This is a genomic window from Nocardia sp. NPDC003999, assembly GCF_053604885.1.
The window spans coordinates 1-22496 of the sequence record NZ_JBSGIB010000003.1; the positions used below are offsets into that span (position 1 = coordinate 1).

22 protein-coding genes are annotated in these 22496 nt (G+C 69.4%); 18 read left to right on the forward strand and 4 right to left on the reverse strand.

Going from position 1 to position 22496, the window contains the following annotated elements:
- The first annotated feature begins 171 nt into the window (after positions 1–171).
- From ACWESM_RS07570 to ACWESM_RS07585, 4 genes are all read left to right on the forward strand, one after another.
- Complete coding sequence (locus tag ACWESM_RS07570; protein ID WP_452491136.1) at positions 172–1416, forward strand: bifunctional 3,4-dihydroxy-2-butanone-4-phosphate synthase/GTP cyclohydrolase II; 1245 nt, start codon at positions 172–174, stop codon at positions 1414–1416.
- Positions 1417–1447: 31 nt separating this feature from the next.
- A complete protein-coding gene (gene ribH, locus ACWESM_RS07575) occupies positions 1448–1927 on the forward strand; it encodes a 6,7-dimethyl-8-ribityllumazine synthase (protein ID WP_355070733.1) in 480 nt (159 codons plus the stop codon).
- Positions 1928–1929: 2 nt separating this feature from the next.
- Positions 1930–2421: a PH domain-containing protein gene (locus tag ACWESM_RS07580; protein ID WP_379251907.1), complete on the forward strand. Its 492-nt coding sequence runs from the start codon at positions 1930–1932 to the stop codon at positions 2419–2421.
- Between the two features lie 62 nt (positions 2422–2483).
- Positions 2484–3023, forward strand: a complete 540-nt coding sequence (locus ACWESM_RS07585) for a GNAT family N-acetyltransferase (RefSeq protein ID WP_364431335.1) — start codon at positions 2484–2486, stop codon at positions 3021–3023.
- Positions 3024–3112: 89 nt separating this feature from the next.
- Here ACWESM_RS07585 and ACWESM_RS07590 read toward each other — a convergent pair whose 3' ends face one another.
- Complete coding sequence (locus ACWESM_RS07590) at positions 3113–5065, reverse strand: gamma-glutamyltransferase family protein (RefSeq protein WP_379251905.1); 1953 nt, start codon at positions 5063–5065, stop codon at positions 3113–3115.
- Between the two features lie 153 nt (positions 5066–5218).
- On the opposite strand from ACWESM_RS07590, the gene ACWESM_RS07595 reads away from it, so the two are divergent.
- The 10 genes from ACWESM_RS07595 (at position 5219) to ACWESM_RS07640 (ending at position 15649) form a co-directional block, all read left to right on the forward strand.
- Positions 5219–5908 (forward strand): HAD family hydrolase, encoded by a 690-nt coding sequence (locus ACWESM_RS07595; protein WP_355070739.1) that lies wholly within the window; start codon positions 5219–5221, stop codon positions 5906–5908.
- A 125-nt stretch (positions 5909–6033) separates the two neighbouring features.
- A complete protein-coding gene (locus ACWESM_RS07600) occupies positions 6034–6459 on the forward strand; it encodes a hypothetical protein (RefSeq protein WP_355070741.1) in 426 nt (141 codons plus the stop codon).
- Positions 6460–6516: 57 nt separating this feature from the next.
- On the forward strand, positions 6517–8526 hold the full coding sequence (uvrC, locus tag ACWESM_RS07605) for an excinuclease ABC subunit UvrC (protein WP_452491137.1): 2010 nt from the start codon (positions 6517–6519) through the stop codon (positions 8524–8526).
- A 111-nt stretch (positions 8527–8637) separates the two neighbouring features.
- The gene (gene rapZ, locus ACWESM_RS07610; RefSeq protein ID WP_355070745.1) at positions 8638–9618 is read left to right on the forward strand and encodes an RNase adapter RapZ; all 981 of its coding nucleotides are present in this window, start codon (positions 8638–8640) and stop codon (positions 9616–9618) included.
- Complete coding sequence (locus tag ACWESM_RS07615) at positions 9615–10661, forward strand: gluconeogenesis factor YvcK family protein (RefSeq protein ID WP_355070747.1); 1047 nt, start codon at positions 9615–9617, stop codon at positions 10659–10661. The genes rapZ and ACWESM_RS07615 overlap by 4 nt, the downstream gene beginning before the upstream one ends.
- The gene (gene whiA / locus ACWESM_RS07620) at positions 10652–11635 is read left to right on the forward strand and encodes a DNA-binding protein WhiA (protein WP_043693711.1); all 984 of its coding nucleotides are present in this window, start codon (positions 10652–10654) and stop codon (positions 11633–11635) included. The genes ACWESM_RS07615 and whiA overlap by 10 nt, the downstream gene beginning before the upstream one ends.
- Before the next feature lie 199 nt (positions 11636–11834).
- Entirely contained in the window at positions 11835–12854 is a 1020-nt protein-coding gene (gene gap, locus ACWESM_RS07625) for a type I glyceraldehyde-3-phosphate dehydrogenase (protein ID WP_040867484.1), read from the forward strand.
- Positions 12855–12859: 5 nt separating this feature from the next.
- Entirely contained in the window at positions 12860–14074 is a 1215-nt protein-coding gene (locus tag ACWESM_RS07630) for a phosphoglycerate kinase (protein WP_364431323.1), read from the forward strand.
- 2 nt (positions 14075–14076) lie between these two features.
- Positions 14077–14862 (forward strand): triose-phosphate isomerase, encoded by a 786-nt coding sequence (gene tpiA, locus ACWESM_RS07635; protein WP_355070754.1) that lies wholly within the window; start codon positions 14077–14079, stop codon positions 14860–14862.
- A 139-nt stretch (positions 14863–15001) separates the two neighbouring features.
- A complete protein-coding gene (locus tag ACWESM_RS07640) occupies positions 15002–15649 on the forward strand; it encodes a DUF1579 family protein (protein WP_452491138.1) in 648 nt (215 codons plus the stop codon).
- Between the two features lie 9 nt (positions 15650–15658).
- On the opposite strand, the gene ACWESM_RS07645 is transcribed toward ACWESM_RS07640, so the two are convergent.
- Positions 15659–16441 carry an META domain-containing protein gene (locus ACWESM_RS07645; RefSeq protein ID WP_452491139.1) on the reverse strand — a complete coding sequence of 261 codons (783 nt, stop codon included), beginning with the start codon at positions 16439–16441 and terminating at the stop codon, positions 15659–15661.
- 254 nt (positions 16442–16695) lie between these two features.
- Here ACWESM_RS07645 and ACWESM_RS07650 point away from each other — a divergent pair, with 254 nt between their 5' ends.
- Genes ACWESM_RS07650 through secG form a run of 3 tightly spaced genes read left to right on the forward strand, consistent with a single transcriptional unit; the run spans position 16696 to position 19538 of the window.
- Positions 16696–17640 carry an EamA family transporter gene (locus ACWESM_RS07650; protein WP_397275786.1) on the forward strand — a complete coding sequence of 315 codons (945 nt, stop codon included), beginning with the start codon at positions 16696–16698 and terminating at the stop codon, positions 17638–17640.
- A gap of 10 nt (positions 17641–17650) precedes the next feature.
- Positions 17651–19249: an MFS transporter gene (locus ACWESM_RS07655; protein ID WP_452491140.1), complete on the forward strand. Its 1599-nt coding sequence runs from the start codon at positions 17651–17653 to the stop codon at positions 19247–19249.
- Positions 19250–19304: 55 nt separating this feature from the next.
- The gene (gene secG / locus ACWESM_RS07660; RefSeq protein ID WP_014351691.1) at positions 19305–19538 is read left to right on the forward strand and encodes a preprotein translocase subunit SecG; all 234 of its coding nucleotides are present in this window, start codon (positions 19305–19307) and stop codon (positions 19536–19538) included.
- On the opposite strand, the gene ACWESM_RS07665 is transcribed toward secG, so the two are convergent.
- The gene (locus tag ACWESM_RS07665; RefSeq protein WP_452491141.1) at positions 19525–20658 is read right to left on the reverse strand and encodes a YbfB/YjiJ family MFS transporter; all 1134 of its coding nucleotides are present in this window, start codon (positions 20656–20658) and stop codon (positions 19525–19527) included. The genes secG and ACWESM_RS07665 overlap by 14 nt on opposite strands.
- A gap of 69 nt (positions 20659–20727) precedes the next feature.
- On the opposite strand from ACWESM_RS07665, the gene ACWESM_RS07670 reads away from it, so the two are divergent.
- A complete protein-coding gene (locus ACWESM_RS07670; RefSeq protein WP_452491142.1) occupies positions 20728–21561 on the forward strand; it encodes a LysR family transcriptional regulator in 834 nt (277 codons plus the stop codon).
- On the opposite strand, the gene ACWESM_RS07675 is transcribed toward ACWESM_RS07670, so the two are convergent.
- Complete coding sequence (locus ACWESM_RS07675; protein WP_452491143.1) at positions 21562–22416, reverse strand: SDR family NAD(P)-dependent oxidoreductase; 855 nt, start codon at positions 22414–22416, stop codon at positions 21562–21564. It abuts the gene before it with no gap.
- Positions 22417–22496 lie beyond the last annotated feature (80 nt).

Consider the following 22496-nt stretch of genomic DNA (forward strand, 5'->3'; position numbering starts at 1 on the left):
GTTCGCGGCCCGGCTCGCGTCCGAGCGGCCGCCGCGTCCGCGACGAAGTCGCCAGAGGCGGTCGCTCGGACGCGAGCCACAAGGGGGCCGCGAACACGCCGCGACGCAGTCGCGGCAAATCCAGCACAGTACTGTGGTGAGGCACCTATTTCGAGATGGAGCACAGCAGACGTGACCAGGTTCGACAGCATCGAGCGCGCAGTCGCCGATATCGCCGCCGGTAAGGCGGTCGTCGTCGTCGACGACGAGGACCGCGAGAACGAGGGCGACCTCATCTTCGCGGCGGAGAAGGCCACCCCGGAACTGGTCGCCTTCATGATCCGCTACACGTCCGGTTACATCTGCGTGCCGCTCACCGGCGACGACTGCGAACGGCTCGGCCTGCCGCCGATGTACGCGATGAACCAGGACAAGCACGGCACCGCCTACACCGTCTCGGTGGACGCGCGCGAGGGTGTCACGACCGGTATCTCCGGCGCCGACCGCGCCACCACGATGCGGTTGCTGGCCGACGCCGACGCGAAGGCCGACGATTTCACCAGGCCCGGCCATGTGGTGCCGTTGCGCGCCAAGGATGGTGGTGTGCTGCGCAGGCCGGGTCACACCGAGGCCGCGGTGGATCTGGCACGCATGGCCGGCTTGCGTCCGGCGGGCGTGATCTGCGAGATCGTCAGCCAGAAGGACGAGGGCCACATGGCCCGGACCGAGGAGTTGCGCGTCTTCGCCGACGAGCACGAGCTCGCGCTGATCTCGATCGCGGACATGATCGCGTGGCGGCGCAGGCACGAGAAGCATGTGGTGCGCGTGGCCGAGGCGCGCATCCCCACCGCGCACGGCGAGTTCATGGCCGTCGGCTATCAGAGCATCTACGACGAGGTCGAGCACGTCGCGCTGGTGCGTGGCGACATCACCGACGGCGACGACATCCTGGTCCGCGTGCACTCGGAGTGCCTGACCGGTGACGTGTTCGGATCGTTGCGCTGCGACTGCGGTCCGCAGCTGGATGCCGCGTTGGAGATGGTGGCGGCCGAGGGGCGCGGTGTCGTGCTGTACATGCGCGGTCACGAAGGCCGCGGCATCGGCCTGATGCACAAGTTGCAGGCCTACCAGCTGCAGGACTCCGGCCACGACACGGTCGACGCGAATCTCGAACTCGGCCTGCCCGCGGATGCCCGCGATTACGGCACCGGCGCGCAGATCCTGGTGGATCTGGGCATCCGGTCGATGCGATTGCTCACCAACAATCCGGCCAAGCGGGTCGGCTTGGACGGCTACGGCCTGCGGATCACCGAGCGGGTGCCGATGCCGTTGCGCGCGAACGCGGAGAACCTGCGCTACCTGCGCACCAAGCGGGACCGAATGGGTCACGACCTGATCGGCCTCGACGAGCTGGATCTCGGCGAGACCGCCCACTGAACTGCGAACAGACTCCGAAAGGCGGACATCGATGAGCGGTACCGGGGTACCGACTTTCGCGCTGGCGGACGCCAAGGACCTCTCCTTGGGCATCGTCGCCTCGCGCTGGCACACCCAGATCTGCGACACCTTGCTGGCGAACGCAGAGCGGGTGGCCAAGGACGCGGGCGTCCAGCAGATCACGGTGGTGCGCTGCGCGGGTGCGATGGAGCTGCCCGTGGTGGCCCAGGAGCTGGCCAAGTCGCATGACGCGGTGGTGGCGCTCGGTGTGGTGATCCGCGGTGACACCCCGCATTTCGAGTACGTCTGCGACGCGGTGACCGCGGGGCTCACCCGCGTTTCGCTGGACGAGGGCACGCCGGTCGCGAACGGAGTGCTCACCACCAACAACGAGCGGCAGGCCCTGGATCGGGCCGGGCTGCCGGAGTCCCAAGAGAACAAGGGCGAGCAGGCGGCCGCCGCGGCGCTGGACGCCGCGCTGACACTGCGCGCTCTGCGACAGTCCGCGTAGCGATGCCGGTCGTTCGCATCTTTCGCAGGAACGTGGGCCCGGCCGACGACACGTCGGAGTGGGATTTCGAGGTGCGGCCCCGGCGCGCGGTGCGGACGGCCTGGATCGCGGCGGTGCTGGTGGCGGCCGCGTTCACCGTGGGTGGTATCTGGCTGCGCACCGGGTCCACCGGCGTCAACTTCCGGGTGGCCGATCAGCTCGCGATGATCGGGATCGGTGTGCTCGGCGCCGCGGCCGTGCTGTTACTGACCAGGCCACGGGTGCGGGTCGGCGCGCGGGGCGTGTCGGTGCGAAATATTCTGGGCGACAAAGATTTTCCCTGGGACTATATCCGAGGCGTGTCGTTCCCGGATCGGAAGTCCTGGGCGCGCCTGGAGTTGGTCGACGACGACTACGTCCCGCTGCTGGCGATCCGCTCGAACGACAAGGAGCACGCGGCGCGGGCGATGGCCCGGTTGCGGGAACTGGGCGCGAAATATTCCGGGAGGAAGTGATCGGGTGCGGTGTGCGGCCATCCGGCTCGCGCGGCCCCGCGTGCTGATCTAACCTCGCCGCCATGGAGCCAGGTGCGTTCGTCCTCGCGGCGGCTTTCGCCGACGATCCACTGATGACCTACTTCTGGCCGGGAGCGTCACGGCGGCGGAAAGCGTTGCCGCCGTTCTGGGATTCGCGCATCGCGTCGCGCCGGGAGAACGGTCTGGTCGACCTCGCGCACGACGCGGAGGGCAACCTCGCCTGTGTGGCGCTGTGGGAACCGGCGCACGTGGTGTCACCGACGGCGAAGCCGTTGACCTTACTGCGCGCCTTGGGGTCGAGCACCGCTCGGGCGCTGGCCGCCGGGCGGCACATGGAGCATGCGCGACCGGCGGCACCGCATCTGTATCTGGCCGCCATCGGGACGTTGCCCCGCGCACAGGGCCGGGGACTGGCGAGCGCGCTGCTCGAGCGTCGGTTGGCGGCGGCCGAGGAGGACTGTTTCCTCATCTCGAACACCAGCGGCACGGTGCCCTTCTACGAGCGATTCGGTTTCGTGCGGCAAGGTGAGCTGCCGATCGGCCGAGGTCCGATCGTGTATCCCATGGTCCGGAGTAAATAGCCGCAGTGCGCCCTGGCGGGCACGCCGATCACTCGATGTGCCACAGCCGGGACGCGGACGGGCGGTCGCGACCGAGCCCGCTGGTTCGATCAATGCGTATCGCCGAGGACCGCGCCTTCTCGTCGCGGATCCGCGCCGCCGATCCAGCCGTCGGAGCCGTTGCGTTTCAGGGCGCTGAGGCCGCTGGACTGGGGCGCCACCGAGACCTGATGGCCCAGTTGGCGCAACCGCAGCACCAGCGGGTCGTGGTCGCCGTTGTCGGTGGCGTTGATCGCCGGATGCTCACCGCCGATACCGGTGGACGGACTGTTGCCAGCGCCGAACGCGACCGCGGAGACCGCCTGCTGCGGATCCAGGCCCCAGTCGAACATGTTGACCAGCGTTTTCACCACGAACTGGATGATCACCGAACCGCCGGGCGAGCCCGCGACATGCGTGAGTTCGCCGCGCGAGCCGTCGGGCGCCTTGCCGAAGATCAGCGTCGGGCTCATGGAGCTGCGCGGGCGCTTGCCCGGCTGGACCCGGTTGGCCATCGGCACGCCGTCGGCGCCGAGCGGGTCGGCGTTGAAGTCGGTGAGCTGATTGTTCAGCACGAAGCCGTCGACCAGGTGGAACGAACCGAACGCCGACTCCACGGTGGTGGTCATCGCCGCGGCGTTGCCGTACTTGTCGACCACCGAGATGTGGCTGGTGCCGTGCTCGGGCGGTTGCGGGCCGACGCCGAGCGGCACGGGGCCGAAGTCACCCGGCTGCGCGGTGCCCATGCTGCGGTTCGGATCGATCAGCCCGGCACGCTGTCGCAGATAGTCGCGATTCAGCAAGGTTTGCGCCGAATTGCCCGGCAGCGGCACGAAATCCGTGTCGGCCACGTACTTGTTGCGATCGGCGTAGGCGAGGCGTTCGGCCTCCGTGATCAAGTGCACGGCCTGGGCGTTGGGCTTGCCGCCGTTGCGGTCGATGCTGTCCGGACGCAGGGCGGCCAGGTCGAAGTTCTCCAGGATGCCCAAGGTCGCGGCGACGGTGATGCCGCCCGACGAGGGACTCGGCATGCCGCAGAGTTCGTGCTCGCGGTAGCTCGTGCACAGCGCGGTGCGCTTCTTCGCCTGGTAACCGGCCAAGTCCTGGGTGGCGATCAGGCCGGGAGTGCGCCCGCCGGAGGCCCGGCCCGCGGCCGCGACGATGTCCTGGGCGATGGCGCCGGTGTAGAAGGCCTGCGCGCCCTCGGTGGCGACGGCGCCGAGCGTCTTGGCCATGGCGGGGTTGGTCAGGACGGTGTCGGCGGCCTTCGGGCTACCGTCCGGGTTGAGGAAATACGCCTTGGCGTCTTCGTCCGCGGCCAGGTCCTTGGCCGACTCCGCGATCTGTCCCGCGAGGCGGGGACTGATCGGGAAGCCCTGATCTGCCAGTCCGATGGCGGGGTCGAACAGGTCGCGCCACGCGGTCTTGCCGTGGTCGTGGTGCGCCAGTTCGAGCATCCGAAGTACGCCGGGCACGCCGATGGAGCGGCCGCTGGCCCGCGTGTTCGGCTTGGGTTCGGTGCGATCGATGTCGCTGATCCAGCGCAGATAGTTCTCGGTGGCCGCGGCGGGCGCCACCTCGCGGCCGTCGTAGGCGTCCACGGACTTGGTATTCGCGTCGTAGTAGACCAGGAACGCACCGCCGCCGATGCCGGACGCCTGCGGCTCGACCAGGCCGAGCACCGTCTGCGCCGCGATCAGCGCGTCGGCCGCGGTGCCACCGTCGCGCAGCACCTCACACGCGGCTTTCGTCGACAGCGGGTTCGCCGTGGACACCGCGAAGGTATGTGTACGCACCGGCGTCATGTTCGCGCGATAGCCGGTCGCTATCTCCGGGTTGGTGCTGAGATCCTTGGTGCCGCTGCCCGCGGGCCCCGCCGCGGTGGCCGACACCGGTGTGCCGTTCGGCACCGTCTCGCAGACGCCGCCCGCCTGGCTTTCGCCGGACGAGCAGGCGGTGGCCATGCCGACGGTTAGTGCGAACGCCGCCGCCGCGGCGACCCAAGTTCCTCGCTTGCGCCCCATGCCGGGACTCTAACGCTCGGTACCGACAGCCGCGCCGGTTTCCTTCCCACCGGCGAAATCCCCCTGGCCGCAGCGTGTGTCGAGGTCGAGACGGTATGGGTGGTCGCCGCGTGCACCGGCGGTGCGCCATGCTCGGCCGGTAGGCTGGGCCGAGTGGCGATCGAGGCGGTGCTGTTCGACTTCTCCGGGACCTTGTTCCGCCTGGAGGCCGACGAATCCTGGTACGCGGACCTGACGCGGCCGGACGGGCAGGCGTTCGACGTGGACGAGAAGGCCGAGATCATGCGGCGGATGACGGCGCCGGTCCACCACGTCATCGAATTCGACGACGAGACGCAGTACGCCTGGGACCACCGCGACCTGGACCCCGCGCTGCATCGCAAGGTGATGATGAAGGTGCTGCGCACATCGGGAGTGCCCACCGACGAGGACGCCGAACGACTGTACGCCCGGCTGCTGGACCCGCTGGAGTGGACGCCGTACCCCGACAGCGAAGCCGTCCTCGATCTGCTTGCGGCGCAGGGTGTTCCGGTCGCGGTGGTGAGCAATATCCCGTTCGACATCCGTCCGTCGTTCGCGGCGCGCGGCTGGGATCGGCTGGTCGGCGCGTTCACCCTCTCCTACGAGGTCGGTGTCATGAAGCCCGATCCGGAGATCTTCCGTTCCGCCTTGGGCGAACTGGGTGTGGCCGCCGAGTCCGCGCTGATGATCGGCGACAGCGCCGAGGCCGACGGCGGCGCCGAGGCGCTGGGCAGCCGCTTCGCTCTGGTCGAGGCCCTGCCCACCACCGAGCGCCCGGACGCGCTGCTGGCCGCGTTGCGGCGGCACGGTCTCGTGGAGTAACCCGCGCGGATCCCGCCCGGTTCATTTGCCGAAGTCCGAGTTGTGCAGGACATCACCGTGTTACGGTGCGATTCCGGCGTGTTCGAAGGTGCGCCGGAAGGTTCGGTACCAACGGGGGTACGGCTGTGAGCTTGGCGTTCTCCGGTGAGGAGCCCTCCGTCGGCGTGGAAACGGCCATGCCGGCGGCGGTTCGGGACGTGCGGGAAGCCGTCGCCGGGATGGCGGGATTCGGACTCGCCTATCCCGTGCTGATGAATCTGACGCGCGGCGGCGACGCGGCCGCCACGGCATCCACCCAGTTCTGCGTCGCGTGGGCGCTGGGGCTGCTAGTGCTCGGATTCGCCGAGGGCGCGCCGGCCGTCCGCAAGCTGACGATCGCGCTGGCGCTCCTGCAGGCGGTCGTCGGGTGCTGGGCGATCAGGGACCTCGCGAGCGTCCCGCCCGTCGTCGGCGTCGTCGCCGCGGGGTACTCGGTGGCTACCTCGGTGGCCGTCGTGCACCTGCTGTGCCGTCCGGAAGCCAAGGGCTGGTTCGGCGTCCCCGTGCCATGACCGCAGCCGGGAGCCGCCGTCGGCCGGGCTGTCGGTCCCGGTCTATACGCTGGATGGGTGGCAGATCCAGCGACGTACCGGCCCGCGCCGGGCACGATCCCCGTCGAACCCGGTGTCTACAAATTCCGGGACGCCCATCGGCAGGTCATCTACGTCGGCAAGGCCAAGAGCCTGCGCAGCAGGCTGAACTCGTATTTCGCCGACGTCGCCGGGCTGCATCCACGCACAAGGCAGATGGTCACCACGGCCGCGAGCGTCGAGTGGACGGTCGTCTCCACCGAGGTGGAGGCGCTGCAGCTGGAATACAACTGGATCAAGGAGTTCGATCCGCGCTTCAACGTCCGCTACCGCGACGACAAGTCCTACCCGGTACTCGCCGTCACCTTGAACGAGGAATATCCGCGGTTGTTCGTCTACCGCGGCGCGCGCCGCAAAGGCGTCCGCTATTTCGGCCCCTTCGCGCACGCTTGGGCCATCCGCGAGACGCTCGATCTGCTGCTGCGGGTGTTTCCCGCGCGCACCTGCTCCAACGGAGTCTTCCGGCGGCATAGTCAGATCGGGCGCCCCTGCCTGCTCGGCTACATCGACAAATGCTCGGCCCCGTGCGTCGGGCGGGTGAGCGCCGAAGAACACCGCGCGATCGTCGACGACTTCTGCGACTTCCTCGCAGGCCGCACCGATCGCTTGGTCCGGGAGCTGGAGCGCCGCATGCACGCGGCCGCCGAAGACCTGGACTTCGAGACCGCCGCCCGGCTGCGTGACGACGTCCAGGCGCTGCGCCGCGCGCTGGAGAAGCAGGCGGTGGTGCTCGGCACGGGCACCGACGCCGACGTCATCGCCTTCGCCACCGACGAACTGGAAGTGGCGGTGCAGGTCTTCCATGTGCGCGACGGCCGAGTGCGCGGCCAGCGCGGCTGGGTGGTCGACAAGTCGGGCGACGCGGTCGACGTCCCGGAGGTAGGCGGGGAACTCGCCGCGCTGGTCGAGCAGTTCCTCACCCAGTTCTACGGCGAGCAGGTCGCGGTGGCCGAGCAGGCGGCCGACGAGCAGCCCGCCGCCGTGGTGCCCCGGGAAGTACTCGTGCCCGAGTTGCCCGCCGACGTCGAGCAGATCCAGCAGTGGTTGTCGGACCTGCGCGGTTCGGCGGTGAAGCTGCGCGTGCCCCAGCGCGGGGACAAGAAGGCGCTGGCCGAGACCGTGCAGCGCAACGCGATGGAGGCGCTGGCCCAGCACAAGCTGAAGCGAGCGGGCGATCTGACGTCGAGATCGCAAGCGCTGCAAGAGATCCAGGACGCCCTCGAGCTGGACACCGCGCCGCTGCGCATCGAGTGCGTCGACGTCAGCCACGTGCAGGGGACCGATGTGGTCGCCTCGCTCGTGGTCTTCGAGGACGGTCTGGCCCGCAAGTCGGAGTACCGCCACTACACGATCCGGGAGGCGGCGGGCGAAGGCCGCTCCGACGACGTCGGCAGCATCGCCGAGGTGACCCGCCGCCGGTTCCTCAAGTTGCGTCGCGAGCGCGACATGATGGAGCACGAGGACCTCGCCGCGACCGGAAGCGACGACGACGCGCTGGACCTCACCTCCCGTCCCGGCATCGATCCCAGCACCGGACGCCCGCGCAAGTTCTCCTATCCGCCCAACCTGTTCGTCGTCGACGGCGGCGCGCCCCAGGTCGCCGCGGCGGCCGAGGTGCTCGACGAGCTGGGCATCACCGATGTCGCGGTGGTCGGCCTGGCCAAACGGCTCGAGGAGGTGTGGGTGCCCGGCGAGAGCGACCCGGTGATCCTGCCGCGCACGAGCGAGGCGCTGTATCTGCTGCAACGGGTCCGCGACGAGGCGCACCGCTTCGCCATCACGTTCCATCGCAGCAAACGCTCCCGCCGGATGACCGCTTCGGCCCTGGACTCGGTGCCGGGGCTCGGAACGGCGCGCCGGACCGCGCTGGTCACCCATTTCGGATCGGTGGCCAAGCTGAAGCAGGCCACGGTCGAGGAGATCACCGAGGTGCCCGGCATCGGGTTGGCGACCGCGAAAGCGGTCCTTGCGGCGCTCGAGTCCGAATAGTCAGTCGACAGTGCACCGGAAGTTTCGGTTTCGCGTACGTTGTGTCTGCGGCAGATACCGAAACCGGTGCGCGATGATCGGAAGGCACCCCAGAGACGGATCCGGTAGGACATGACACGCGTCGAATCGAACAGCAGTGCGGGCAACCCGCCGACGAGCGCGGGACGAGTGGCCTCGTCCAGCGCCGTCGGCGGGGCGAACCCGCAGGTCGAGGTCGTGATCGTGACCGGGCTCTCTGGCGCGGGCCGAGGCACCGCCGCCCGTGTGCTCGAGGACCTCGGCTGGTACGTGGCCGACAACCTGCCCCCAGAGCTGTTCGGGCGGATGGTGGAGCTGGGTGCCTCCGCCAAGCCGCCGATCCGCCGTCTCGCGCTGGTCATGGACGTGCGCAGCCGGTTCTTCACCGGTGATCTGTCGGTGGTCACCGAGCAGTTGCGGACGCTCGGCGTGCGCACCAGGGTCCTCTTCCTCGAGGCATCCGATGACGTGCTGATCCGCCGTTTCGGTTTCGCGCGGCGGAGGCATCCGCTGCAGAGCGAGAGCAAGGACGGCACGCTGTCGGCAGGCATCGCCGCCGAGCGGGTGCGGCTGTCCGCCGTGAAGGCCGCCGCCGACCTGGTGATCGACACCACCGAGCTGTCCATCCATCAGCTGCACCGCAAGATGGAGGAGGCCTACGGCGGCGGCGCGCCCTCCGCGTTGCAGCTCACCGTGCAGTCGTTCGGCTTCAAGTACGGAGTTCCGCTGGACGCCGACATGGTGTTAGATGTCCGTTTTCTACCCAATCCGCATTGGATACCGGAGTTGCGGGAACATACCGGTCAGGAGACGGTGGTCAGCGAGTACGTGCTGTCGCGTCCCGGTGCGGAGGATTACCTGCGTACCTGCCACCACCTGGTCGAGCTGACCACGAACGGTTACCGCCAAGAGGGGAAGCGATACATGACGGTCGCAGTGGGCTGCACCGGAGGCAAGCACCGGAGCGTCGCGATTGCCGAGGCACTGGGCGAGTTGATGAGCGAGGTCACCGGCGGCGCGGAGGAGTCCGCCGACGTGGTCCGGGTCGTGCATCGAGATCTGGGGCGAGAATGACCGGTTGGGAATCCAATCCCAGCATCGTCGCGCTGGGTGGCGGACACGGCCTGTACGCGACACTGACCGCGGTGCGGCGGCTGACCAGGAAGATCTGCGCGGTGGTCACCGTCGCCGACGACGGCGGCTCCTCGGGGCGACTACGCGCCGAGTTGGGGGTGCTGCCGCCGGGCGATCTCCGGATGGCGCTGGCCGCTTTGGCCGCGGACGCCGACGGCGTCTGGACGCGGACCGTGCAGCATCGGTTCGGCGGAACCGGCGCGCTGGCCGGGCACTCCGTGGGCAACCTGATCCTGGCCGGGCTCACCGAGGTGCTCGGCGATCCGGTGGCCGCCCTGGACGAAGTCGCCCGCATGTTGCGCATCACCGGCCGGGTGCTGCCCATGTCGCCGATCGCGCTGGACATCGAGGCGGATGTATCCGGGCTGGAGGCCGATCCGCGGGTGAGCCGGTGCATTCGCGGCCAAGTTGCCATCGCCACCACGCCGGGTAAGGTGCGGCGGGTGCGGCTGATTCCGTCCGATCCACCGGCCGGTCCGGAGGCGACCTCGGCGATCGAACACGCCGATGTCGTGGTGCTGGGCCCGGGATCGTGGTTCACCAGCGTGATTCCGCACGTCCTCGTCCCCGAGCTACGGGAGGCCCTGGTGTACACCAGGGCGCGGAAAGTGCTGGTGCTCAATCTCGCCGCGGAGCCGGGGGAGACCGCGGGGTTCTCCGCGGAGCGGCATTTGCATGTATTGTCCCAGCACGCACCGGAATTCGTCGTCGATGAGGTGCTGGTCGATTCCGGCTGCGTGCCGGAGGGCCGCGAGCGGGAACATGTGGCCAGGGCTGCCGAACAGTTGCGGGCACGAGTAACCTTCTCCGATGTCGCCGAAGCGGGAACGGACCGGCATCACCCCGGAAAGCTTGCCGCCGCACTGGATCAACTGATCCGGCAACCTCGGCCGCAAATGGCAGGGCTTCGAGTCGAGGGACGGCACATGGGTCAGGATGTGCGTTCCGGGTTGGGTGGAAAGGAGCGCGTCCCGTGGCGATGACAGCCGATGTGAAAGACGAGCTGAGCAGGCTCACGGTGTCGCAGGTGAGTTCCCGCAAGGCGGAACTGTCCGCTCTGCTGCGTTTCGCGGGTGGCCTGCACATCGTCGGCGGCCGGGTGATCGTCGAGGCCGAGGTGGACATGGGGTCCATCGCGCGCAGGCTGCGCCGGGAGATCTTCGAGCTCTACGGCTATGGCTCCGACGTGCACGTGCTCGGCGCGGGTGGACTGCGCAAGACCTCCCGGTACGTGGTGCGGGTGTCGAAGGAGGGCGAGGCGCTGGCCCGGCAGACCGGTCTGCTCGATGTCCGCGGCCGTCCGGTGCGCGGCCTGCCCGCGCAGGTGGTCGGCGGCAGCATCGCCGACGCCGAAGCCGCTTGGCGCGGTGCGTTTCTCGCCCACGGCTCGCTCACCGAGCCCGGACGTTCCTCGGCCCTCGAGGTCAGCTGCCCCGGCCCCGAGGCGGCGCTGGCGCTGGTCGGCGCGGCCCGTCGGCTCGGCATCACGGCCAAGGCGCGGGAGGTACGCGGCACCGATCGCGTGGTGGTGCGCGACGGTGAGGCGATCGGCGCGCTGCTGACCAGGATGGGCGCGCACGGCACCAGGATGGTGTGGGAGGAGCGCAGGCTGCGCCGCGAGGTGCGCGCGACCGCGAATCGGCTGGCCAACTTCGACGACGCCAATCTGCGCCGCTCGGCGCGTGCCGCGGTCGCCGCGGCGGCGCGGGTGGAACGCGCGCTGGAGATCCTCAGCGACGACGTGCCCGATCATCTCGCCGCCGCAGGCCGGTTGCGAGTGCAGCACCGGCAGGCCTCGCTGGAGGAACTCGGCCAGCTCGCCGATCCGCCGATGACGAAAGACGCTGTCGCGGGCCGCATCCGGCGGCTGCTGTCGATGGCCGACCGGCGGGCCAAGGAACTGGGCGTACCGGACACCGAATCGGCCGTCACGGCCGAACTGCTCGACGAAGCCTGAGCTCACGTTTCCCGCGATCCCCACGCCGCCCCCGGCGCGGGGATCGCGGCGTTTCCGGCGGCCGGAACTCGTCCTGGTCGGGCGTCTGACCAGGCATCCCCGCGCTCACGAAAGCCAGGTGCGTGTCGGAGAGGTCACGGCAGGACGTTAGTGTGAGTGGACATCGGAATGATCCGCTGGAAAGTTGAGGAGCGATAACGTGACTGTCCGTGTAGGCATCAACGGCTTCGGTCGTATCGGACGTAACTTCTTCCGGGCGGTGGAGGCGCAGAAGGCGCTCGGCACCACCGACATCGAGATCGTCGCGGTCAACGACCTCACCGACAACGCGACCCTCGCGACCCTGCTCAAGTACGACTCGATCCTGGGCCGTCTGCCCCAGGACGTCTCGCTCGACGGCGACGACACCATCGTGGTGGGCGACCAGCGGATCAAGGCGCTGGCCATCAAGGAGGGCCCCGCCGCGCTGCCCTGGGGTGACCTGGGCGTCGACGTGGTCGTCGAGTCCACCGGCATCTTCACCGATGCCACCAAGGCCAAGGGCCACCTGGCCGCGGGCGCCAAGAAGGTGATCATCTCCGCGCCGGCCAAGGGCGAGGACATCACCATCGTCATGGGCGTCAACGACGACAAGTACGACGGCAGCCAGAACATCATCTCCAACGCCTCGTGCACCACCAACTGCCTCGGCCCGCTGGCCAAGGTGCTCAACGACGAGTTCGGCATCGAGCACGGCCTGATGACCACCATCCACGCCTACACCCAGGACCAGAACCTGCAGGACGGCCCGCACAGCGACCTGCGCCGCGCCCGCGCCGCCGCGCTGAACATCGTGCCCACCGGCACCGGCGCCGCCAAGGCCATCGGCCTGGTGCTGCCCGAGCTGCAGGGCAAGCTGGACGGCTACGCGCTGCGCGTCCCGGTGCCGACGGGCTCGGTCACCGACCTGACCGCCACCCTGCGCAAGTCGGCCTCGATCGAGGAGATCAACGCCGCCTACAAGGCCGCCGCCGAGGGCCCGCTGAAGGGCATCCTGAAGTACAACACCGACCCGATCGTCTCCAGCGACATCGTCACCGACCCGGCCTCCTCGATCTACGACGCGCCGCTCACCAAGGTGATCGACAACCAGGTCAAGGTTGTGTCCTGGTACGACAACGAGTGGGGCTACTCCAACCGTCTCGCCGATCTCATCGGCCTCGTCGGCAAGTCGCTCTGACGCGCATGGCTGTCAAGACACTCGCGGATCTGCTCGACGAGGGTGTCGAGGGCCGGGGCGTACTGGTGCGCTCCGATCTGAACGTGCCCCTCGACGACAAGGGACAGATCACCGACCCGGGCCGCATCATCGCCTCGGCGCCGACCATCAAGGCGCTCGCCGAAGCGGGCGCCAAAGTCGTCGTGACCGCGCACCTCGGCAGGCCGAAGGGCGGACCGGACCCGAAGCTTTCGCTGGCGCCGGTGGCCGCCAGGCTCGCCGAGGAGCTGGGCCGCAACGTGCAGCTCGCCGGTGACGTGGTGGGCCAGGACGCGCTCGCGCGGTCCGAGGGCCTCACCGACGGCGACGTGCTGCTGCTGGAGAACATCCGCTTCGACCCGCGCGAGACCAGCAAGGACGACGCCGACCGGGCCAAGCTGGCCGCGGCGCTGGTCGAGCTGGTCGGCGACGACGGCGCGTTCGTCTCCGACGGGTTCGGTGTGGTGCACCGCAAGCAGGCGTCGGTGTACGACGTCGCGCAGTCGCTGCCGCACTACGCGGGCAAGCTGGTCGCGGCCGAGGTCGAGGTACTGGCCAAGCTGACCGAGACGCCGGACCGGCCGTACGCGGTCGTGCTCGGCGGATCCAAGGTCTCCGACAAACTGGCGGTCATCGAAGCGCTCGCGCCGAAGGTCGACACGCTGGTGATCGGCGGCGGCATGTGCTTTACCTTCCTTGCCGCACAGGGCCTTTCGGTAGGCGCCTCGCTGTTGCAGCAAGAGATGGTCGACACCTGCAAGCGGCTGCTCGAGCAGTACGCCGACGTCATCCACCTGCCACGCGACATCGTGGTGGCCGACAAGTTCGCCGCGGACGCGGAGACGAAGGTCGTGCCCGCGCACGAGATCCCGGACGGCTGGCTGGGCCTGGACATCGGCCCGGATTCGGTTGACCGCTTCTCGGCGCTGCTGACCGAGGCGCGGACCGTGTTCTGGAACGGGCCGATGGGCGTGTTCGAGTTCGAGAAGTTCGCCGCGGGCACCCGCGGGGTGGCCGAGGCGATCGTGACGGCCACCGGCAAGGGCGCGTTCACCGTGGTCGGCGGCGGCGACTCGGCCGCGGCCGTGCGGGCGCTCGGCCTGCCCGAGGACGGCTTCTCGCACATCTCCACCGGTGGCGGCGCGTCGCTGGAGTACCTGGAGGGCAAAGAACTGCCCGGTATCGCGGTGTTGGAGGGCTGAGCATGGCACGCAAACCGCTCATCGCGGGCAACTGGAAGATGAACCTCAATCACCTCGAGGCCATCGCCCTGGTGCAGAAGATCGCATTCGCCCTGCCGGAGAAGTACTTCGACAAGGTGGACGTGGCGGTGATCCCGCCGTTCACCGACCTTCGCAGCGTGCAGACGCTGGTCGAAGGGGACAAGCTCCTGCTCACCTACGGTGGCCAGGACGTCTCGGTGCACGAGTCGGGCGCCTACACGGGCGAGATCAGCGCGAGCATGCTCGCCAAGCTGGGGTGCGCCTTCGTCGTGGTCGGGCACTCCGAACGGCGGCAGTACCACAACGAGGACGACGCCACGGTGCTGGCCAAGGCCAAGCAGGCGCTGAAGCACGGGATCACCCCGATCGTGTGCATCGGCGAGGGCTTGAACGTCCGCGAGGCGGGCACGCACGTCGAGTACAACCTCGAGCAACTGCGCGGTTCGCTGAAAGGCCTGACGGCGGAAGAGATCTCGAAGGTCGTCATCGCCTACGAGCCGGTGTGGGCGATCGGCACCGGCAAGGTCGCCACCCCCGCCGACGCGCAAGAGGTCTGCGGCGCGATCCGCGGGGAACTCGAGAAGCTCGCCTCGCCGGAGGTCGCGGCGGGCGTCCGCGTGCTCTACGGCGGGTCGGTGAACGCCAAGAACGTCGGAGAATTGGTCGCGCAGAGCGACATCGACGGCGCGCTGGTCGGCGGCGCTTCGCTCAAGGGTGACGAATTCGCCACGCTCTCCGCCATCGCCGCGGGCGGCCCCCTGCCCTGATACAGCGCTACACGCGACAGCCCGGTATCGCCGCTCCCGCGATGCCGGGCTGTTCGGCGTTTCCCAACGGTGAACCGCGGTCGCCATCCGGCCATGCGATGATAACGCAGCTCGATTCGCCAGTCGGACAAGGATTTCCGTGATATCACGCAAGCTGTACGCCGCACTCCCGGTCGCGCTCGTCGCGCTGGCCACCCTCGCCGGTTGTTCCGGGGACGCCTCGCATGACGATCACGCCCACCGAGACGCGACGCAGGCCACCCCGGCAGCGGTGCAGCCGCAGCAGCAGGACGCCGGGCACCGCAGGCTGAACCAGCTCGTGGGGGAGTGGAAGGGCGAGAAGTCGACCTACATCGCGGGCGGCACGGCGGAGAACCCGATCCGAAGCGAGATAGTCTCGCGGTGGGTATGGATCGCCGAGACCGGCGGCAATTTCCTGCGGGAGGAAGCGACGGGAGTCTTCGGCGACAAGCCGTACTATCGGCTCGGTTTGCTCGGATTCGCACCGACTGATAACCGCTACGAGTGGACGACCGTCGACAGCGTCACGCCGATGACGATGAGTTACAAGGGCGCGAAGAACAGTGGCGGCGACACCGATATCGTCATGGCCGGGGAATTCACCGACCCCGGTGTGCTCGGGCCGCAGTTCGTCGGCAAGACCATCCCTATGCGCACGGTGATCCGGCCGGAGTCGGCCGATCGGGTGGTGATGGAGATCTACTTCGCGCCGCCCGGCGAGGCGGAGCGGGTCGCCGATCGCGTGGTACTCACGCGGAAGAAGTAGCGGGCACGTTCACTGCGCGTGCAGGACCAGTCCCGCGCCGTTGTCGTTGCGCACGGTAAGCGTGTCGGCGTCCACCGTGGCGGTGGTCTTGCCGTCCAAAGCTTTCAGAACGGCCTGCTCGACCTCCATCACCTCCGGCGAGCACATCATCTTCGTGGTGGCGATCCGGAAGGTGATCCGGGTGCCGGACACCTCGGCGCTGCCGGTCATGCGGTTGCATCCGGCGTTGCCGGAGACGCCGTTGTCCTCGGCGATGACGAGCGTCGGCTGCGCCTCGTCGAGAGCGCGTGAGCGGACCTGGCTGTTGTCGGTGATGAGCGCGGTGACCAGCCACTGCGTGCCCTCGACCGGTTTGTCCGGCCGGGCGATCTTCTTGTCGAGCAGAGTCACGGTGCGATCAGGGCTGTGCAGCGTGAGCCGGGTGTCCTCGAGCCGCCAGCTGGGCTCGGAATTCAGCAGCCCGCTGAGCCACTCGTCGGCGCCGTGCCGATCGTCCTCGCAGGCCATGAGGGTGGTGGCCAGGCCGGACACGTGGAGGACGTGGTCGTCGAAGGCGACCGCGCCGGTGAACTTGTTGCAGCCCGCGTCCGCGGCGATGCGGCTGTCGGTGAAACCGAGCGTCAGCGGACCGCCCCCGGGAATCGGAGCGCCCTGGACATCGGTCGAGAGGAAGGTGCGGCCCGCCGGGGTCGGTTCGTCGGCGCCCCGCTTCGGTTCGCCGCTCGCGCACCCGGTGATCGCCCAGAGGGCGAGCAGGACGACGGGTCCCAGCCGCGCCAAGTGTGCCACCATGCGGCGATGCTACCGATGATGCGCCGTCGCACCCGGATTTCGACGGTCGCGGCGTCGATGACTCGCCCCCACGCCTCGTACTCGTACTAGCATCTGTGCCGTGCACCGATGCTTCCCCATCACCCCGCCGCCCGCCTCCTGAGCGAGGTGTAGGTATCCAGCGCGCCACCGATCGGTGAGCGCGCGCTTCTCGGCATCGCCGTGCACCTCGCTTCCGCGACCCCATCCCTTTTGTCGCAGGAGCGCGATCCTTCATGTCCTCATCTGTATCCTCGGCCGGCCGTTCCGGGCTGGTCCACCTCGTCGGCGCCGGAATCCTTTGGGGCACCGGCGGTTTACTCGGCACGCTGTTGCACCGGGCCACCGGCCTGTCGCCCGTCGCGGTCGCCACCTGCCGCCTCGCCGTCGGCGGGCTGCTGCTGGTGGTCCTGCTCGCCGGAACGCGGCGGCCGTGGCCGCGAGATCCCCTGGCGTGGCGGCGGATCGGTGCGGTGGCCGGACTCGCTGCGATTTTCCAGGGCGCCTATTTCGGCGCCGTGACGGCGTCGTCGGTGAGCCTCGCCACATTGCTCACGATCGGCATGTCGCCGATGGTCGTCGCCGTGCTCGAGCACTGCACCGGAAGGCGTGCGGTGGACCGGCGCAGGGCGGCGACCATCGGCATCGCCCTCTGCGGACTGGCTCTGCTGGTCGGCGTGCCGACCGGCCACGCGGGCGCGGGCGGGTTGCTGGCGGGTGCGGCGCTCGCCTCGACGGCCGCGGCGGCGTTCGCGACGGTCACCGTGATCAACGCGGCGCCGGTACCGGGGCTCGACGCGATGACCACCACGGGCCTCGGGTTCACCGGAGGCGCGCTGTTGCTGGCTCCGCTCGCGGCTACCAGCGGTGTGGCGTTCGACCTGACGCCTCGCAGCGTCGCGCTGGTGCTCTTGCTCGGGCTGGCGCCGACCGCGGTGGCCTACACCCTGTACTTCCGCGGGCTGGCGGCGGCCGGTCCAGGGATCGCCGCGGTGCTCGCCCTGCTCGAGCCGCTGACGGGGGCGGTGCTGGCGGCGGTGGTCCTGGGCGAACGCCTCACCGCGTCGGGACTGGCGGGCGCCGCCTTGCTGATCGCCGCGGTGCTGCTCGCGGCGACCCAGGCACGACCGGCGGCACAGGCGCCGGATGCGGCGTCGGGGCGGTGTCTGTCCCACGACTAAGCTTCGGCGAGTGACGACCGCCGCGACGCTCCCGATTTCCACGTGGGCGCCGCTGCGTTCTCCGATCTACCGGGCGCTGTGGGTGGCGCAATTGGTGTCGAACCTGGGCACCTGGATGCAGACCGTCGGCGCGCAGTGGATCATGGTCGACCGGCCCAATGCGGCGGCGCTGGTGTCGTTCGTGCAGACCGCGATCACGCTTCCGGTGATGCTGCTGGCCATTCCGTCCGGCGTGATCGCCGACCTGCTGGATCGGCGCAGGCTGCTGCTCGGCGCGCAATCCGCGATGGCGGTGCTGGCCATGGTCCTCGCGGTCTCGACCGCGACCGGGCACACCACGCCGGCGGTGCTGCTCACCTTGCTGTTCCTGCTCGGTTGCGGTCAGGCGCTGACCGCACCGGCCTGGCAGGCGATCCAGCCGGAACTGGTCCCGCGCGAGCAGATCCCGGCGGCGTCGGCGCTGGGCAGCATGAACATCAATATCGGAAGGGCGGTGGGTCCGGCGCTGGCCGGTGTGCTGGTGTCGCTGTCCGGGCCGACGCTGGTGTTCGGGTTGAACGCGGTGTCGTTCGTCGGCATCGTCGCGGTGCTGACGGTGTGGCGCCGCCCCGCGACCGATCGGCGCCTGCCCACCGAGCGTCCGCTGGCGGCCTTGCAGGCGGGCACCCGGTTCATCCGCGCGGCGCCCGCCATTCGCCGGGTGCTGTTGCGCTCGATCCTGTTCATCGCACCCGCCAGCGCGGTGTGGGCGCTGCTGCCGGTGATCGCGCGGGATCAACTCGGGCTGTCGTCGTCCGGGTACGGCCTCATGCTCGGCGCCCTCGGCATCGGCGCGGTCCTCGGCGCGGCGGCGCTGTCACGGTTGCGCGCGTGGTTGACCCCCACACAGCGGTTGACCACCGCCGCGATCCTGTTCGGACTGGCCACGGCGGGCACCGCGCTGCTGCACGTCGTGCCGGTGGTACTGCTGCTGCTGGTGTTCGCGGGACTGGCCTGGCTGCTGGCGATGTCCACCATGAACTCGACCATGCAGCTGCTGCTGCCGTCCTGGGTGCGTGCCCGAGGGCTGTCGGTGTATCTGCTGGTCTTCATGGGTGGGCAGGCGATCGGCTCGCTGGTCTGGGGCGTGGTCGCAGGCGCGATCGGCTCGGTGCCCGCGCTGCTGTGGGCCGCCGGGCTGCTGGCGTTCTGCGCGGTGAGCACGGTGTGGCTGCCCATCCGCAACGATCCCGAGTTGCTCGATCTCACCCCTTCGGCGTTCTGGCCGGAACCCGAGCTGGTGGTCGAACCCGATCCCGACGACGGCCCGGTGCTGATCCTGCGCGGTTACGACGTCCCGGAGGGGTGCGTCGAGGAATTCCTCACCGCCATGGCCTTCGTCGGGCGGTCCCGGCAACGCACCGGAGCGATGGAATGGCGCCTGTATCGCGACGTCGGGGTGATCGACCGGTATGTCGAGGCGTTCGTCGTGCGGTCCTGGGCCGAGCACATGCACCAGCACCAGGTCCGGCTCACCGCTCAGGACCAGCTGCGGGAAGAGGCCGTCGCGAAGTTCCGCGCCGACGAAGCGGAGCAGGTCACCCATCTGGTCGCGGTCGACCGGCGCTAGCGCCCGCCGAGTGCCTGATTCGGTGCCGTCGCATCGACCGCATACACTGTCCGGCATGCGGATGTTCCTGGATATCCTCCTGATCATCACCAGCGTGCTGCTGGTGCTGCTGGTGCTGCTGCACCGCGCCAAGGGTGGAGGTCTGTCCAGCCTGTTCGGCGGCGGCGTGCAGTCCAGCCTGTCCGGGTCCACCGTCGTGGAGAAGAACCTCGACCGCGTCACCATCTTCACCGGCCTCATCTGGCTGATCGCCATCCTCGGCATCGGCCTGGAGATCAAGTTCGCCTGATCCCGGCGGTCACCGCTCCTGCCGTCAGCGCCGCCGCGCCGAGCACCACCGCGGCGATGACGAACGCGGCGGAATAGCTCGTCCCGAGCACAGGGGCCACCATCACGGGGCCGAGGATCTGGCCCGCGCCGTAACCGGCCGTCAGCGGCGCCGCGGCGCCATCGGTCAACTCGGCGCCGATCCGCATCGCGAGCATGACGATGCCGACGAACGTCCCGCCGAACACGGCCGCCGCCGTCACCGCGGCCCAGAGCGCGCCGGACACGGCCGGGAGCACGGCCGATACACATTGCGCCGCCAACGCGACGGGTAACAGCAGCGCCGAAGACCAGCGCCGGGCGGCCACGCTCCACAGCACGGTCGAGACCGAGGCTGCCGCGCCGACGACGATCCACATCGCCGAGCCGGCCATCGGCCCGCGTTCCGCGCTGACCGCCGCCACCGCGAAGGTTCCGATCACGATGTACCCGAGGCCTTCGAGGAAGTAGGCGACGAGCAGGGCGCGCCAGACGCGCGAGCCGCGTGCCGCACCGCGTGGGACGCGCTGTCCGGGACGAAGATCCAAGCGCCACACGGGCATCAGCAGGACCGCGGTGAGCGCCGCGGAGACCAGCCACAACATCTGCCAGGACACCACCGGCCGCAACGCCAGCACCAGCAGGCCGGTCCACGCGATGCCGAATCCGATGCCGCCGAACACTATTCCCGCCGACTGCCTGCCGCTGCCGGGACGGCTCGCGAAACCGGCGCAAGCGACGAAGATCACCGCGCTGGCGACGCCAGCGACCAGGCGCAGCACGGCGGGGAACAGGATCGGCCCCGGCGCCGCCATCAGCGCCTCGCTCGCGATCAGCAGCGCTGCCGCCGCCAGGAAGACCCTGCGGTCGTGCAGCGCCGGACGCCAGGTGAGCAGCAGCGCGCCGAGCAGATAACCGGCGTAGTTCGCGGTCGCGATCAAGGCGCCGTCGTGCGCGGTGATGCGGTGCGCGTCGACCATGAGCGGTAGCAAGGGGGTGTAGACGAAGCGCCCCACCCCCATCGCGGCGGCCAGGCCGGATGCCGCGGCCACCGCGGGAGCGCGGCCGCGGCGCTGGGGTGCGGCGAGGGCAACAGTGGTCACGGTTCGACCGTAAGAGCGCAGGGCGGCGCTCCGGAAATGCTTTCCACGCACGATGTATACGCTCGACGCATGGATATCGAGTTGCGGCATCTGCGGGCCTACCTCGCATTGTGCGAGGAGGCGAACTACACTCGCGCCGCGACCCGGCTGCACCTGAGCCAGCCCGCCTTGACCAGGACGATCCAGCAACTGGAGCGCTTGGTCGACTGCCGGTTGGTGGAGCGCACGTCCCGGCGGTTCACGCTCACCGCGGAGGGCGCCGAATTGCTGGCCCACACCCGCCGCATCCTGGCCGACGTCGACGGGGTCGCCGCGGAACTGCGTTCGCGCGCCACGCTGGACGTCGGATTCTCCTGGTTGCTGCCGGACGCTTGGTTCGCCGCGACCCGTCGTCGTTACGAGGAACAGGGCGGCCGGATCACCCTACGGCGCGTGGACGATCCGCTCGCCGCGCTCGATGAGCGGACGGTCGATATCGCCATCTATCGCAAGGAGGCCCGGCTACCGCGTCACCTGGCGTCGCGGATCATCGCGACCGAACGGCGGGTGCTCGCGGTGGCCACCCGCTCGCCGCTGGCGAGTGCGCCGCGCCTGTCCTGGTCGGAACTGGCCGATCGGCCGCTGGTGGTCAACACCGTCTCGGGCACCACCGACGCGGCGTCCTGGCAGCCGGTCGACCCGGATCGCGTCGTCATCACCTGTACGAACTTCGACGAATGGATCGAGTTGGTGGCGGCCGATCGCGGTATCGGCGTGGTGCCGGATCTGGCGCGCACCAGGGCGCCGCACCCCGGCGTGGTCTATCTGGACATCCCCGACGCGCCGCCCTCGCACGTGTACGTGGCGTGGCGCGCCAGGCCGGTCCCGCCACGCTCGGTGCAGCGCTTTCTCGGGGCGCTCTGATCACGGTCGGTCGACGCGATGAATGCGCCCGTCGATGTCGGTGAACCCGTAGTACTCGGCGAGATCCGCTACCGGCCAGGGCAACCCGGTGCGGGAGCGACGCCCCGCGTCGGTGGCGAGCGCGACGACGGCGCGGCCGGTGAAGCGCGGTGTCTGCGCGTCGCCGAGATCGAAGGTGCCCTCGCCGGGCAGCGTGACCAGCCGCCTGCCGTCGGTGCCGGCCGGAACCAATTGCAGCAGTTCGGTGTCCACGATGCCGGGCCAGAGCGAGACCACGGTGACCTCGGTACCGGCGAGGTTGTGCGCCATGTCGGCGGTGAGCCGGTCCACGGCGGATTTCGCGACGCCGTAGACCGCGTTGTGCATGTACCGGCGCGCGCCTGGCGACGAGATATTGACGATCAGCCCGCCCGACTCGATCAACAGCGGCGCGGCGAAAAAGCTTGCCACGTAATGGGATCGGACGCCCACGTCGAACGACTCGTCCCATGCCGCAGGCGGGACCTCCCAGAACGGCTTGCCCAGCCAGCGGGCCGCGGCGGGGGAGTTGTAGACGTTGTTCACCAGCACGTCCAGCCTGCCGTGCTCGGTGCGGATCAACTCGAACAGCCGCTCCACCGCGTCGTCGTCGCGGTGGTCGCACACGAACGGGATGCCGCTCCCGCCTGCGGCATCGATTTCCGCGGCCGTGGCGTGTACGGTGCCGGGTAGCCGTCCCTGCGCCGCCGAGCGGCCGGTGACGAACACCGTGGCGCCCGCGGCGCCCAGCTCCAGTGCGATGCCCTTGCCTATGCCGCGGCTGGCGCCGGTGACCACCGCGACCTTGCCTCCGAGCCTTTCGGGTATTCCGCTCACGAAACCGGAACATTACCGTGAAACGATAACGTGTTCTAGGCTTTGGAGGCCCGAGTGGAGCTGACGCATCGGTTCGTGAC

Coding starts and splice junctions, on each gene's coding strand:
- rapZ (WP_355070745.1), top strand. CDS start 8,638: ATGACACGCGTCGAATCGAACAGCAGTGCGGGCAACCCGCCGACGAGC.
- ACWESM_RS07615 (WP_355070747.1), top strand. CDS start 9,615: ATGACCGGTTGGGAATCCAATCCCAGCATCGTCGCGCTGGGTGGCGGA.
- ACWESM_RS07670 (WP_452491142.1), top strand. CDS start 20,728: ATGGATATCGAGTTGCGGCATCTGCGGGCCTACCTCGCATTGTGCGAG.
- ACWESM_RS07650 (WP_397275786.1), top strand. CDS start 16,696: ATGTCCTCATCTGTATCCTCGGCCGGCCGTTCCGGGCTGGTCCACCTC.
- ACWESM_RS07645 (WP_452491139.1), bottom strand. CDS start 16,441: ATGGTGGCACACTTGGCGCGGCTGGGACCCGTCGTCCTGCTCGCCCTC.
- secG (WP_014351691.1), top strand. CDS start 19,305: ATGCGGATGTTCCTGGATATCCTCCTGATCATCACCAGCGTGCTGCTG.
- ACWESM_RS07585 (WP_364431335.1), top strand. CDS start 2,484: ATGGAGCCAGGTGCGTTCGTCCTCGCGGCGGCTTTCGCCGACGATCCA.
- ACWESM_RS07590 (WP_379251905.1), bottom strand. CDS start 5,065: ATGGGGCGCAAGCGAGGAACTTGGGTCGCCGCGGCGGCGGCGTTCGCA.
- tpiA (WP_355070754.1), top strand. CDS start 14,077: ATGGCACGCAAACCGCTCATCGCGGGCAACTGGAAGATGAACCTCAAT.
- ACWESM_RS07580 (WP_379251907.1), top strand. CDS start 1,930: ATGCCGGTCGTTCGCATCTTTCGCAGGAACGTGGGCCCGGCCGACGAC.
- ACWESM_RS07630 (WP_364431323.1), top strand. CDS start 12,860: ATGGCTGTCAAGACACTCGCGGATCTGCTCGACGAGGGTGTCGAGGGC.
- ribH (WP_355070733.1), top strand. CDS start 1,448: ATGAGCGGTACCGGGGTACCGACTTTCGCGCTGGCGGACGCCAAGGAC.